This window comes from Streptomyces sp. NPDC055966, from assembly GCF_042269865.1.
Taxonomy (GTDB): Bacteria; Actinomycetota; Actinomycetes; order Streptomycetales; family Streptomycetaceae; genus Streptomyces.
In genome coordinates this window covers 248,865-261,450 of the sequence record NZ_JBHJYK010000002.1, presented here as the reverse complement: position 1 = coordinate 261,450, position 12,586 = coordinate 248,865, and the positions used below count along the sequence as shown (strand labels likewise).

Annotated in this window: 12 protein-coding genes and 1 pseudogene; 8 read left to right on the top strand and 5 right to left on the bottom strand. The window is 73.3% G+C overall.

The annotated features are described in order from the left end of the window. Positions 1 to 33 precede the first annotated feature (33 nt). From ACFC8N_RS05490 to zapE, 4 genes are all read right to left on the bottom strand, one after another. On the bottom strand, positions 34 to 1,545 hold the full coding sequence (locus tag ACFC8N_RS05490; RefSeq protein ID WP_376286660.1) for a SulP family inorganic anion transporter: 1,512 nt from the start codon (positions 1,543 to 1,545) through the stop codon (positions 34 to 36). Positions 1,546 to 1,553: 8 nt separating this feature from the next. After that, positions 1,554 to 2,135 carry a carbonic anhydrase gene (locus ACFC8N_RS05485; protein ID WP_356021764.1) on the bottom strand — a complete coding sequence of 194 codons (582 nt, stop codon included), beginning with the start codon at positions 2,133 to 2,135 and terminating at the stop codon, positions 1,554 to 1,556. A 105-nt stretch (positions 2,136 to 2,240) separates the two neighbouring features. After that, positions 2,241 to 2,564, bottom strand: a complete 324-nt coding sequence (locus tag ACFC8N_RS05480) for a hypothetical protein (RefSeq protein ID WP_356021766.1) — start codon at positions 2,562 to 2,564, stop codon at positions 2,241 to 2,243. A 165-nt stretch (positions 2,565 to 2,729) separates the two neighbouring features. After that, positions 2,730 to 3,833, bottom strand: coding sequence for a cell division protein ZapE (gene zapE / locus ACFC8N_RS05475; RefSeq protein ID WP_376286655.1), 1,104 nt, complete (start codon positions 3,831 to 3,833; stop codon positions 2,730 to 2,732). Positions 3,834 to 3,870: 37 nt separating this feature from the next. Between zapE and ACFC8N_RS05470 the strand changes: the two genes are divergently transcribed. The 5 genes from ACFC8N_RS05470 to ACFC8N_RS05450 all read left to right on the top strand — a co-directional run bounded on the left by ACFC8N_RS05470 (position 3,871) and on the right by ACFC8N_RS05450 (position 8,799). Beyond that, positions 3,871 to 4,695 carry a pyrimidine reductase family protein gene (locus ACFC8N_RS05470; protein ID WP_376286652.1) on the top strand — a complete coding sequence of 275 codons (825 nt, stop codon included), beginning with the start codon at positions 3,871 to 3,873 and terminating at the stop codon, positions 4,693 to 4,695. A gap of 129 nt (positions 4,696 to 4,824) precedes the next feature. Beyond that, positions 4,825 to 5,298 (top strand): indole-3-glycerol phosphate synthase, encoded by a 474-nt coding sequence (locus ACFC8N_RS05465; RefSeq protein ID WP_356021772.1) that lies wholly within the window; start codon positions 4,825 to 4,827, stop codon positions 5,296 to 5,298. A gap of 112 nt (positions 5,299 to 5,410) precedes the next feature. Next, positions 5,411 to 6,802 carry a UDP-N-acetylmuramate--L-alanine ligase gene (gene murC / locus ACFC8N_RS05460; RefSeq protein ID WP_376286650.1) on the top strand — a complete coding sequence of 464 codons (1,392 nt, stop codon included), beginning with the start codon at positions 5,411 to 5,413 and terminating at the stop codon, positions 6,800 to 6,802. 14 nt (positions 6,803 to 6,816) lie between these two features. Next, positions 6,817 to 7,224 carry a peptide-methionine (R)-S-oxide reductase MsrB gene (gene msrB / locus ACFC8N_RS05455; RefSeq protein WP_356021776.1) on the top strand — a complete coding sequence of 136 codons (408 nt, stop codon included), beginning with the start codon at positions 6,817 to 6,819 and terminating at the stop codon, positions 7,222 to 7,224. A gap of 255 nt (positions 7,225 to 7,479) precedes the next feature. Further along, on the top strand, positions 7,480 to 8,799 hold the full coding sequence (locus tag ACFC8N_RS05450) for a PP2C family protein-serine/threonine phosphatase (RefSeq protein ID WP_376286645.1): 1,320 nt from the start codon (positions 7,480 to 7,482) through the stop codon (positions 8,797 to 8,799). A gap of 42 nt (positions 8,800 to 8,841) precedes the next feature. On the opposite strand, the pseudogene ACFC8N_RS05445 reads toward ACFC8N_RS05450, so the two are convergent. Beyond that, positions 8,842 to 9,887: pseudogene (locus ACFC8N_RS05445) on the bottom strand (sensor histidine kinase); the annotation flags it as partial. A gap of 175 nt (positions 9,888 to 10,062) precedes the next feature. On the opposite strand from ACFC8N_RS05445, the gene ACFC8N_RS05440 reads away from it, so the two are divergent. The 3 genes from ACFC8N_RS05440 to ACFC8N_RS05430 are packed head-to-tail and all read left to right on the top strand — an operon-like array spanning position 10,063 to position 12,559. Then, positions 10,063 to 11,400, top strand: a complete 1,338-nt coding sequence (locus ACFC8N_RS05440; protein WP_376286642.1) for a ferric reductase-like transmembrane domain-containing protein — start codon at positions 10,063 to 10,065, stop codon at positions 11,398 to 11,400. Positions 11,401 to 11,415: 15 nt separating this feature from the next. Further along, positions 11,416 to 11,838, top strand: a complete 423-nt coding sequence (locus ACFC8N_RS05435) for an FMN-binding protein (RefSeq protein WP_356021782.1) — start codon at positions 11,416 to 11,418, stop codon at positions 11,836 to 11,838. Position 11,839: 1 nt separating this feature from the next. Continuing rightward, positions 11,840 to 12,559, top strand: coding sequence for an FAD:protein FMN transferase (locus ACFC8N_RS05430; RefSeq protein ID WP_356021784.1), 720 nt, complete (start codon positions 11,840 to 11,842; stop codon positions 12,557 to 12,559). Positions 12,560 to 12,586: the final 27 nt, after the last annotated feature.

Below are 12,586 nucleotides of genomic sequence, written 5' to 3'. Positions count from 1 at the left end.
AGCGGCCGTCGGGGCGGCCCGGGCGGTGACCGGTCAGACGGCCTGCGCCGCCGTGACCCGCACCGGTTCCGTCCCGGCCGCGCTGTGGCGTTCGGCCCAGTTCTCCAGGGCCGTACGACAGGCGTGGTCGAGGTGGTGCAGGCCGGTCAGGTCCAGGCGGACCGGGCGGTCCTGGGGGAGGGACTCCAGGCTGTCGAGGATCTTCGGCAGCCGCAGGAAGGTCGCGTTGCCCGACAGGTGGGCCTCGACCGGACCCGCGCCCTTGTCGACCACCTCCAGCCTGACGTGCGAGGCCTCCCAGGCCGTCTTGACCACCGCGAGCGCCAGGCCGATCAGCACGCCCTCGAACATGCTGACCGCCACGATCGAGACCGCCGTCACGGCCAGGATCAGGGCCTCGCCCCGGTGCTCGCGCCACAGCCCCGCGAGGGCCCGGACCGGCACCAGCTTGGCGCCCGAGTGGATCAGGATGCCGGCGAGCGCCGGGATCGGGATGTACGCCAGCACACCGGGCAGCAGCGCGGCGAACAGCAGCAGCCACACGCCGTGCAGCACCCGGGAGGCCTTGGTACGGGCGCCCGCCTGGACGTTGGCCGCGCTGCGCACGATCACCGCGGTCATCGGCAGCGCGCCGAGCAGCCCGCAGATCGCGTTGCCGGTGCCCTGGGCGACCAGCTCCTTGTCGTACGCGGTGCGCGGCCCGGAGTGCAGCCGGTCCACGGCCGCCGCGCTGAACAGCGACTCGGCGGACGCGATCAGCGTGAAGGCGACGACCGTGCCGAGCACCCCGACGCCCGCCAGCTCGCCGAAGGCGCTCAGCGGGGGCGGCTGGACGGCGCCCAGCAGCCCCCGCACCTCGACGGTGGCCACCGGCAGGTCCAGTGCGAACGCGGCCAGCATGGCGAGACCGACCGCGGCCAGCGGGCCGGGGACCGTGCGCGCCTTCGCCGGGACGTGCTTCCACAGCAGCAGGACCGCGACCGTGCCCGCCGCGACGGCGAGCGAGGCCAGGGCCGTGCCGTCGCCGAAGGCGGCCCAGAACGCCCCGGGCAGCCCGGCGATCTTGCCCGGCCCGGAGTCGGGGGCCTTGGCCGCCAGCGCCGGATACAGCTGCCCGGCGACGAGGACCAGCCCGATTCCGGCCAGCATGCCCTCGACGACGGAGACCGAGATGGCGCGGAAGTAACGGCCCAGCCTCAGCAGGCCCATGGCGATCTGGATCGCTCCGGCGGCGAGCACGATCACGCCGAGCACCGGCAGGCCGTGCTCCTTGACCGCCTCGAAGACGAGCACGGTCAGGCCGGCGGCGGGCCCCGACACCTGGAGGCTGCTGCCGCGCATCAGCCCGGTGACGAGGCCGCCCACGATGCCGGTGACCAGACCGAGTTCGGCCGGGACACCGGAGGCGACGGCCACGCCGACGCACAGCGGCAGCGCGACCAGGAAGACGACGAGGGACGCGGCGAAGTCCTGCCGCGCGTGGGGGAGACGGGGTATCCGGGATATGAGGGGGTTCTTGCCGGTCGTCGGCTTGGCGTCGGTCATCGATGCGCTCACAGGGACTCGAAGGTGTCGGTCTGCGGGCGGTGCGCCCGTACGGAGCCCGTGTGCACCTCGTAGTACCAGGCGTGCAGGCCGAGTTGACCCTGTGTCAGCTTCCGCGCGACGCAGGGGTACGAGCGCAGCCGCAGCAGCTGGGTCAGGACGTGGGCCTGCACGCCCTTGGCGACCTCCGGGTCCTCGGCCTGGCCGGCCGGGCGCGGGGTGGCGGCGTGTGCCAGCCAGTCGCGCACGGCCGGTACGGCGGTCAGGTCGTCGCCGCGCACCAGCGCGCCGACGGCCCCGCAGTGCGAGTGGCCGCAGACGACGATGTCGCGGACGCCGAGCACCTCCACGGCGTACTCGATGGTGGCGGCCTCGCTGGTCGGGTGCTGTGAGGTGTGGGGCGGGACGATGTTGCCCGCGGTGCGCAGCTCGAAGAGCTGGCCGGGGCGGGCGCCGGTGATCAGGGCCGGGACGACCCGGGAGTCGGAGCAGGTGATGAAGAGCACCTGCGGTGACTGGCCTTCGGCGAGTCCGGCGAACTCCTCAGGGCGCTGTCCGAAGCTACGGGCGTTGTCGATGAGGGGCTGCATATGTGTGGTTCCTCCTGGCGCGCCTGCACGGGCGCGTCGGTGTTGAACGATGATGGTGGGGGGAGCGAGAGGGCCCGGTGGGGCCGGGCCGGCGTCGGCCGGCTGTCAGCAGGGGAAGACCTGAAGTGCCGCCGGGGTGTGGGGTCTTGAGGCCTTCGGGGCGCGTGGCTCCACGGCTCCGGGGATGCCCGGGGCGTCGGTGCCGGCGACCCGGCCGGCTATGAGCGGGTGCTCCTGCGCGCACGCGGCGGAGCCCGCGCCGTCACGTACCGCCTCGGCGGGGGAGGTGATTCCGGGCTCGGCGTTGGCCTGTGCCTGACTGGGCGTGTGCGCGGGTGCGAAGGATCCCGCGAGGGTGAAGAACGGGAACGCGAGCAGTGTGACGGCGAGGAGGACGAACGGGGTCCGGGTCGTCGTACCTCGGAACATGCGCCCCCCTTCCGTGTGTTCACGCGTCTCGTGCACACCAAGCATTGGTCAATGCTTGGTCAAGAAACACGTTAACCCTGCAAAGTCCTTTGCAGGGTTAACAGCGCGTTACGAGCGCGAGAGAGCGTGAAAAGTGCCGGTCGGGTGGCGAGATCTGGCTCTTGACTACGGGGTGACGAGCCCCTTGGCGTCCCGGGCCAGCGCGGTGAGCCGGGATATCGCGCGGAAGTACTTCTTGCGGTAGCCGCCGTTCAGCATCTCCTCGCTGAACAGCCGGTCGAAGGGCAGCCCCGAGGCCAGCACCGGCACCTCGCGGTCGTAGAGCCGGTCCGCGAGCACCACGAGCCGCAGCGCCGTCGACTGGTCCGGCACCGGCCGCACCCCGGTCAGGCACACGGCCGTGACCCCGTCGGTCAGCGCGCCGTACCGGCTCGGGTGGACCTTCGCCAGGTGCTCCAGCAGATGCGGGAAGTCGTCCAGCGAGGCGCCCTCGGTGGCGTACGCCGCCTTCGTCACCTCTTCGTCGGAGAACGGCAGGGGGGCCGCGGGCAGACCGCGGTGCCGGTAGTCCTCGCCGTCGATGCGCAGGGCGCGGAAGTGGGCGGACAGCCCCTGTATCTCGCGCAGGAAGTCGGCGGCGGCGAACCGGCCCTCGCCCAGCTTGCCGGGCAGCGTGTTGGAGGTGGCGGCCAGCGCGACGCCCGCCTCGACCAGCTTGCCGAGCAGGGTCGACACCAGCACCGTGTCGCCCGGGTCGTCCAGCTCGAACTCGTCGATGCACAGCAGGCTGTGCCCGGACAGGGTCTGCACCGTCTGCTGGAAGCCGAGGGCGCCGACCAGGTTCGTCAGCTCCACGAAGGTGCCGAACGCCTTGCGGGCGGGCTCGGCGGGGGTGGCGTGCCACAGGGAGGCGAGCAGGTGGGTCTTGCCGACGCCGTAGCCGCCGTCCAGGTAGACCCCGCGCGGGCCAGCGGGGACCTTGGGCGCCCTGGCCCGGCCGAAGCCGAAGAAGCCGCGCCTGCCGGCGCCGGAGGCGTGCGCCCCGCCCAGCCCGGCCGCGAAGCCCTCCAGGACCGTCACGGCCTCGGTCTGGCTGGGCTGGTTCGGGTCCGGGATGTACGTCGAGAAGCGGACCGAGTCGAAGCGCGGCGGCGGCACCATCTCGGCGACGAGCCGGTCCGCGGGGACGCGCGGCTCGCGGGCGCACAGGGAGAGGGGGCCCGCTTCGGTCACGGGGCTGGAACCGGGGGCGGCGGTGGAGGACGACACGGTTACCCATGCTAAGCGCCGTGTCACACTGCACGACATGCGACGCCTGTTCCCTGTGACCGACGAAACAGCAGCCCAGGACCGTACGGCGGCGCTCGCCGACCGTGAGTGGAGCCTCGCCGAGCTGGCCGCCGCCTACGCCTACCCGGAGCCGGGGCCGGGGTCCGAGCCGGGGCCGGGGGCGGAGCCGGGGGAGCCGCGGCCGTGGCTGCGGGCCAACATGGTCTCCACGCTGGACGGCGCGGCCCAGCACGACGGGCGCTCGCAGCCCATCTCCTGCGCCGCCGACATGCGGATCTTCGGCACGCTGCGGGCGCTCGCGGACGTCGTGGTCGTGGGCGCGGAAACGGTACGTCAGGAGGGGTACCGCCCGGCACGCGCGCGTGCCGAGTTCGCCGCGGCCCGCGCGGCCGCCGGACAGGGCCCGGCGCCGGCCGTCGCGGTCGTCACCGCGAGCCTGGACCTGGACCTCTCGCTCCCGCTGTTCACCTCGCCCCTCGTGCCCACCCTGATCCTGACCGGAGCCGCGGCCGCCCCGGACCGGGTCGCCGCCGCCGGGAAGGCCGGCGCGCGGGTGGTGGTCGCGGGCGACGGCGCGGGCATCGACCCGGCCCGCGCGGTACGCGCCCTCGCCGGGCTCGGCCACACCCGGCTGCTGACCGAGGGCGGGCCCCGGCTGCTCGGCCAGTTCATCGCCGCGGGCGTGCTGGACGAGATGTGCCTGACCCTCTCGCCCATGCTCACCGCGGGCGAGGCGCAGCGCATCGCCGGGGGCCCGTCGGTCGCCGTGCCGCGCCGCTTCGCACTCGTCTCCCTCCTTGAGGAGGCCGGATTTCTGTTCGGTCGCTACCGTCGGTCCTGAAATAAGCGGAATCTGCCGTTCCGTTTAGCTTCCGGAGGGCAGACTTAGACCGGCAGAACCCGTGGGAGCACGGGGCAGGATGGTTTCCGCAGCGGCCCTGCCGGGGCCACGGAGGAGAAGAGGCGTCCGGTGTTCACAAGCGTTCTGATGATCGAGAAGGCCTTGACGTCCGCCGACGTGGAGTTCGTCACCACCTTGCATGGAGACGAGCCGGTCACCTTCCACGTGCTCCTCCAGCCGCGCGGCGACCAGGCGGACCGCCTGCTGCGGGCCATCGACGACATCGCGCTCGGCGAACTCGACGAGGCGGTGCGGGAGCGGGACACGCCGGAGGGGACGGCGGCGCAGGGGGTCGGACAGCAGGCCCTCGACGTCTCGGTGCAGGCGCTGCACGCGGCGGGGAGCACGGCGCAGGGGCGGTTGGTCGAGGACCATCCGCTGGAGGCGCTGAAGGCCCTGGTGGCGGAGGTGTCGGCGGACGAGGTGATCGTGCTGACCGATCCGCACTATGTGGAGGAGTTCTTCCACCGGGACTGGGCCTCGCGGGCGCGGCACAAGGTGGGGGTGCCGGTGCTGAAGCTGTTCTCGCACAGCAAGGCGTGAGCGCCGCGTCCCTCGGGCGGGACCGGTGACCCCTTGGTGCAGAGGGCCCGGCGCTTGAGCACATAGGCTAGGGCCCGCTCAGCCTCGTACCGGAGATTTTGGGGAGAACCACATGGCACCCGGCCTTCCTGCCGCCATGGACCGACCGCACTTCATCGGCATCGGCGGCGCCGGGATGTCGGGGATCGCGAAGATCCTCGCCCAGCGCGGGGCCGCGGTGGCCGGCAGCGACGCCAGGGAGTCGGCGACCGTCGAGGCGCTGCGCGCGGCCGGTGCCACCGTGCACATCGGGCATGCGGCCGGGCACCTCGCCGACGACGCGAGCTGTGTCGTCGTCTCCTCGGCGATCCGGCAGGACAACCCCGAGCTGGCCCGCGCCGCCGAGCTGGGCATCCCGGTGGTGCACCGCTCCGACGCGCTCGCCGCGCTGATGGAGGGGCTGCGCCCGATCGCCGTGGCGGGGACGCACGGCAAGACCACGACGACCTCGATGCTGGCCGTCTCGCTCACCGAGCTGGGCCTGAAGCCGTCGTACGCCATCGGCGGCGACCTGGACGCGCCCGGCTCCAACGCGCTGCACGGCACGGGCGACATCTTCGTCGCGGAGGCGGACGAGTCGGACCGCAGCTTCCACACGTACGCCCCCGAGGTCGCCATCGTCCTCAACGTCGAGCTGGACCACCACGCCAACTACGCCTCGATGGACGAGATCTACGAGTCCTTCGAGATCTTCGCCGGGAAGATCGTGCCCGGCGGCACGCTGGTGATCTCCGCCGACCACGCGGGGGCGCGGGAGCTGACCCGGCGGCTGGCCGGGTCGGTGCGGACGGTGACGTACGGCGAGGCCGAGGAGGCCGACGTGCGCGTGCTGTCGATCGTCCCGCAGGGGCTGAAGAGCCGGGTCACCGCGGTGTTCGACGGGCAGGAGCTGACCTTCGCCGTCTCCGTGCCCGGCCGGCACTACGCCCTCAACGCCGTCGCCGCGCTCGCCGCCGGTGCCGCCCTCGGTATCCCCGCCGCGGAGCTGGCGCCCGCGCTCGCCGCCTACACCGGGGTCAAGCGGCGCCTGCAGCTCAAGGGCGAGGCGGCCGGCGTCCAGGTGATCGACTCATACGCCCACCACCCGACCGAGATGACCGCCGACCTGGAGGCCATGCGCGCCGCCGCCGGCGACTCCCGGATCCTCGTCCTCTTCCAGCCGCACCTGTTCTCCCGCACCCAGGAGCTGGGCAAGGAGATGGGCGACGCCCTGGCCCTCGCGGACGCGTCGGTCGTCCTCGACATCTACCCGGCGCGCGAGGACCCGGTCCCGGGCGTGACCAGCGAGCTGATCATCGAGGCCGCGCGGGCCGCCGGCGCCGACGTCACCGCCGTGCACGACAAGGCGGAGAGCCCCGCCGTGATCGCGGGAATGACGAGGCCCGGTGATCTCGTTCTCACCATGGGCGCGGGCGACGTGACCGACCTGGGCCCGCTGATCCTGGACCGCCTGTCGCAGCAGTAAAGGGGCTGAGGCTCATGTCGTACGACGTCGAGAAGCCGGACGAGCAGTGGAAGGCGGAGCTGACCCCGGCCGAGTACGCCGTGCTGCGCCAGGCCGCCACCGAGCCGGCGTTCACCGGTGAGTACACGGACACCAAGACCCGGGGCGTCTACTCCTGCCGGGCCTGCGGTGCCGAACTGTTCACCTCGGACACGAAGTTCGAGTCGCACTGCGGCTGGCCCTCCTTCTTCGACCCGAAGGACACGGACGCCGTCGAGCTGATCGAGGACCGCTCGCACGGGATGGTGCGCACCGAGGTGCGCTGCGCGCGGTGCGGCTCGCACCTCGGGCACGTCTTCGCCGGCGAGGGCTACCCGACCCCGACGGACCAGCGGTACTGCATCAACTCCATCTCGCTGCGCCTGGCTCCCGAGGAGAGCTGAGGACGGTCGGCCTCCGTCTCTGGCGATCTCGTGGAGGCCCGGCATGCAGCGGATCAACGGACACGCCGAATCTGGCAAAAGGAGTGTCCGAAACGCTTCGGCCGGTCGAAAATGAGCACCACCGGACACGGGGGCGGGAGTGGGAATGGGGTCCCGCACGGGGCTGCCGGGTCTGACGGGGTCAACGGTACGAATGTGATGCATGAGGCCGATGCCCCGTTCGCCCCGGTTTGAGATTCTGTGAGGGTGTTGGGTGTGGCGCGCTGGATCCAGTCCCGTCGCAGGTCGTGGCCTGCCGACAGCGGCCACCGTCGCGCCGACGCCGACGACCAGGCGCCGTCGGCGTCCACGCGCACCGCGGCCGCCGCGCAGGCCGTGCCGCCCGTCGACGTCGCCGCGGCCGGCGCGCGGCTCGCCCTCCTGCGCGACGCCCTGGCCGGCATCGGCAGCACCCTCGTCGAGTCCACCACCTGTGCCGAGTTGACCGAGGCCGCCGTACGGCTGGCCGGCGGGACCGCCGCCGTGCTGCGCCGGACCGGGAAGACGATCTCCGGGTACGAGGAGATCAACGGGGACGCCGATGTGCTGCCCGACGTCCGCTGGGCCACCGCGGTCGCCCGGGAAGCGGTCGCACCGGCGCTCGACACGACGGCCGAGCCCTGGCTGGAACACGCCGGCGCGCCCAGCACCCGGGCCGCCCTGTGCCTCTCGCTGACCAGCGGGGACGACGTGTACGGCGTCCTGGTGTGGGCTCGCTCCGGGGAGCCGTTGCGCCCCCTGGAGGCCGAGCTGCTGAGCCTGCTCGCCGAGCGCGCCGCCTCCCACATCCGCCACGCCCGCGCCTACGAACACGTCAACCGCACCGCCGGCGACCTGCAACGCGCCCTGCTGGAAGAGCCCGGCCGCCCGCACCCCAACCTCGACGTCGCCATCCGCTACCTCCCGGCCGGCCGGCACGCCGTCGTCGGCGGCGACTGGTGCGAGACCGTGCGGCTGCACTTCGGGCGGACCCTGCTGGTCGTCGGCGACGTCATGGGGCACGGCCTGGAGGCCGCCGTCGACATGAACGCCTACCGCTCCTCGCTGCGCTACATAGCCTCCGCCGACCTGCCCCCGCACCGGGTGCTGCGACAGATCGACGAGATCTCCTCCCGGGAGGCCGAACGCCGGCCCGCGACCTGTCTGCTGGCCGGCGTCGACCCCGGCCGGGGCCAGGTCACGCTGGCCAGCGCCGGGCATCTGCCGCCGGTGCTCATCGAACCGGACGGCTCGGCCAGGCTGCTTTCGGTGCCCGTGGGGCCGCCGCTGGGCACGGGGCTCGGCGGGTACGAGTCGGCCACGCATCCGCTGGCGCCGGGGCAGACCCTGGTGCTGTTCACCGACGGGCTGGTGGAGCGGCGGGGCGAGGACATCGACCAGTCGCTGGCGCGGCTGTCCGCCGTCCGCTTCCCCACGGGGGACGGGCTGGACGACGTACTGGACACGATCCTCGCGCGGCTGGACGCGCGGCACGCGGAGGACGATGTCGCGGCGCTGGCCGCGCGGCCGTACAGCAGGCAAGCGGTCTCGCCGTAGCGGTGCGGGTCCATGGCCGGCGTCGATAAGGCCCCGCGCCCCTCAGGGAGTTGCAGCCACCGGCAACCGGACCGTGAACACCGTCAGCCCCTCCTCCCGACCCAGCCCCAGACTTCCCCCGTGCGCCGTCACCAGCGCCCGCGCCACCGACAGGCCCAGGCCGCTGCCGCCCCGGTCGCGGCTGCGGGCCCTGTCGACCCGGTAGAAGCGGTCGAAGATCCGCTCCCGGTCGGCGGCGGGGACGCCGGGGCCCGCGTCGGCGACCCGGACGCACACGCCGGACGCCCCGGCCGTGACGGTCACGGACACCCGCGTCCCGGGCGGGGTGTGCACGGCCGCGTTGGCCAGCAGGTTGTCCAGCACCTGGCGGATCCGCACCGGGTCCGGACGCAGCCGGACCGGTGCCGTGCCGGGGTCCACGACCAGCGGGTGGCCGGGGTGAGCCGCGCGGAAGGCGTCCCCGGCCTCGCCGGCCAGTTCCACGAGGCCGGTGTCCGCGCAGCGCAGCGGGCTCTCGACCTCGGCCGCGTCCAGCCGGGCGAGCAGCAGCAGATCGTCCAGCAGGACGCCCATCCGCGCGGCCTCGGCCCGCGGGCGGGCCAGGTGGTGGTCGCGTTCGGCGGGTTCGTTGGCCGCCGCGTACTGGAGGAGGTCGGCGTAGCCGCGCACCGACATCAGCGGGGTACGCAGCTCGTGCGAGGCGTCCGCGACGAACCGGCGCAGCCGCTGCTCGGCCTCCGCGCGCACCGCCAGGGAGTCGTCGATGTGCTCCAGCATGGTGTTGAAGGCCGTGCGCAGCTCCTCCACCTCCGGGCCGCCGGGTCGGTCAGATCGTGCGAGGCGATCCCGTGGGCGGTGTGGGCCATGTCGCTGAGCGGCTTCAGACCCCGGCGCAGCATCCTGCGGCCGATGACCACGAACGCCAGCAGGGCCAGCGTGAACGCCACCACCTGGACCGTGACCAGCTGCCGTACGGTCGCCTCGACGTCCGCCACGGGCGCCGCGCTCACCAGCACCACCCCGGGCTCCACCTCGCAGGCGCGCAGCCGGTAGGTGCCCTCCCCGGCGATGGTCACGGTGCGGAAGAGCGACCAGCAGGCGTGCTTTCTCCACCCGCCCGTCCTGCGTCACCCGTCCGGCCCTGCCGGAGCTGCCCGCCGCGACCGGTCGTATCGATACTCAAGTGACAGTCGTCCGACAGGAGAACGACAGCATCGGCGGGCGAAGCTCGTCACCCAGGACCCGATCAAGGAGCTGCCGTCCGTGACGACCCTCCAGAGCCGTCCCGCGCCCGCCGCGGCGATCCGTCCCCGGGCCGTGGCCCGGACCGGGCTGTACACCCTGCTGGCCGCCAACGCGGCCGTTGTCGCCTGGTTCTTCGTCCAGGCCGGCTTCGCCTCGAACACGCTGATCGTGCTCGGCCGCCTCTGCGGCCTGTACGGCGCCCTCCTCATGGCCTTCCAGCTGGTGCTGGTGGCCCGGCTGCCCTGGCTGGACCGCAGGATCGGCATGGACCGGCTGACCTCCTGGCACCGCCGGACCGGCTTCGGCGTGCTGTGGACCCTGCTCACGCACGTCGTGTTCATCACCTTCGGCTACGCCCGGGCGTCCTCGATGGACCCGGTGAACCAGCTGGTGAACCTCGCCGAGACCACCGAGGGTGTGCTGCGGGCGGTCGTCGCGCTGTCGCTGATCGTCGTGGTCGGCGCGGTCTCCGCCCGCTGGGCCCGGCGCCGGCTCGCCTACGAGACCTGGCACTTCATCCACCTGTACACCTACGTCGCGGTGGTCCTCGCCTTCACCCACCAGGTCGCGGCCGGTACGACGTTCACCTCCTCGCCCGTCGCGCGGACGTACTGGTACACGCTGTGGGGCGGCGCCCTCGGATCGGTGGTCGCGGGCCGGATGCTGCTCCCGCTGTGGCGCAATCTGCGGCATCGGCTGCGCGTCGAGGCCGTCGTCCCCGAGTCCGACGACGTGGTCTCCGTCTACGTCACCGGCCGCGACCTGGACCGGCTGCCCGCCCGGGCCGGCCAGTTCTTCCTGTGGCGCTTCCTCACCAGGGACCGCTGGTGGCAGGCCAACCCGTTCTCCCTGTCGGCCGCCCCCGACGGCCGCACCCTGCGCCTGACCGCCAAGGCGGCCGGTGCCGGCAGCGCCGCCCTGCGCCGGCTGAAGCCCGGCACCCGTGTCTTCGCCGAGGGCCCGTACGGCGCCTTCACCGCGCTGCACCGCACCCGCCCGGAGTCCGTGCTGATCGCCGGCGGCGTCGGCGTCACCCCCATCCGGGCGCTGCTGGAGGAGCTGGAGGGCCACGCCGTGGTCATCTACCGGGTCGCCGCCGACCGGGACGCCGTCCTCCACGACGAGCTGCGCGACCTCGCCCTCGCCAAGGGCGCCGAACTGCACCTGGTGACCGGGCCCGTCGTCCCCGACCGGCTCGCCCCGCGCGAACTGGCCCGGCTGGTCCCGGACATCGCCGACCGCGACGTCTTCCTGTGCGGGCCGCCCGGGATGATGACCGCCGTGCTGCGCAGCCTGGCGGACCTGGGCGTGCCCAGGAAGCAGATCCACTTCGAGCGTTTCAGTCTCGCGGGCTGAGAGAGGCGTCCCACCGTGAAGCGAGCCGTTCCCGTCTTCCTCCTGACCGTCGCGGGTCTGATCCCCGTCTGGCGCTACCAGCCCTCGACCGGGACCGCCGACATCGCCCGGCCCGCGTCGACGCCGGCCACCGTGCCGTCCTCCTCCTCGTCGTCCTCGCCGTCGTCCCCTTCGTCGTCGAAGGTCGTCCCCGGCACCGCGGTGGACACCGTGAAGGGCGTCTTCCAGGTGGAGGTGACCTTCCGCGGCGACCGGATCGCCGCCGTACGGATGCTGCAGGCGCCGCACCATCCGCAGACCAAGTGGGCCGTGCCGGAGCTGGTCGCGGAGACCCTGAAGGCGCAGAGCGCCCACATCGACTCGGTGTCCGGGGCCACGATCACGAGCCAGGGATACAAGGAGTCCCTCCAGGCCGCCATCGACGCCAAGGGCTCCTGACGTGCGGCGTGTCGAACACGTCATGGGCTTCCCGGTCTCGCTGCGCATCGACGACGAGGGGGACTTCGGTGCGAGCGCCGACGCGGTCTTCGCGTGGCTGCGCGAGGCGGACGCCCGGTTCAGTCCGTTCCTGCCGCACAGCGAGGTGTCCCGGTACGGCCGGGGCGAGGTGGCGTACGGCGCGCTGAGCGCGGACCTCACGGAGGTGCTCGGCCTGTGCGAGGAGTACCGGGCCGCGACCGGCGGCGCCTTCGACGTACGGCTGCCCGGGCGGGAGTTCGACCCCTGCGCGGTGGTCAAGGGCTGGTCGGTGCAGCGGGCGGCCGGTCTGCTGGCGGCGGCCGGGGCGCGCCGGTTCTGTCTCAACGCCGGGGGTGACGTGGTCGCCGCGGGCGGGCCGTGGCGGGTCGGGATACGGCACCCGGAACGGGCCGACCAGGTGTGCGCCGTGCTGGCGGTCACCGACGCGGCGGTGGCCACCTCCGGGCGGTACGAGCGCGGTGACCACATCCTCGACGGCCGCACCGGCCGCCCCGTGACCGGACTGCTCAGCCTCACCGTGCTGTCCCCGACGCTGACCGAGGCGGACGCGACCGCCACGGCCGCCTTCGCGCTCGGCGCCGAGGGGCCGGCCTGGGCCGCCGCCCGCCCGGGCTGCGAGGTGTTCGCGGTCGACGCCGGCCGGAGCGTGCTCCGTACCCCCGGGCTGCCCCTGGCCTGACCGGCCACGCGCCCGCCAAAGCGCCGA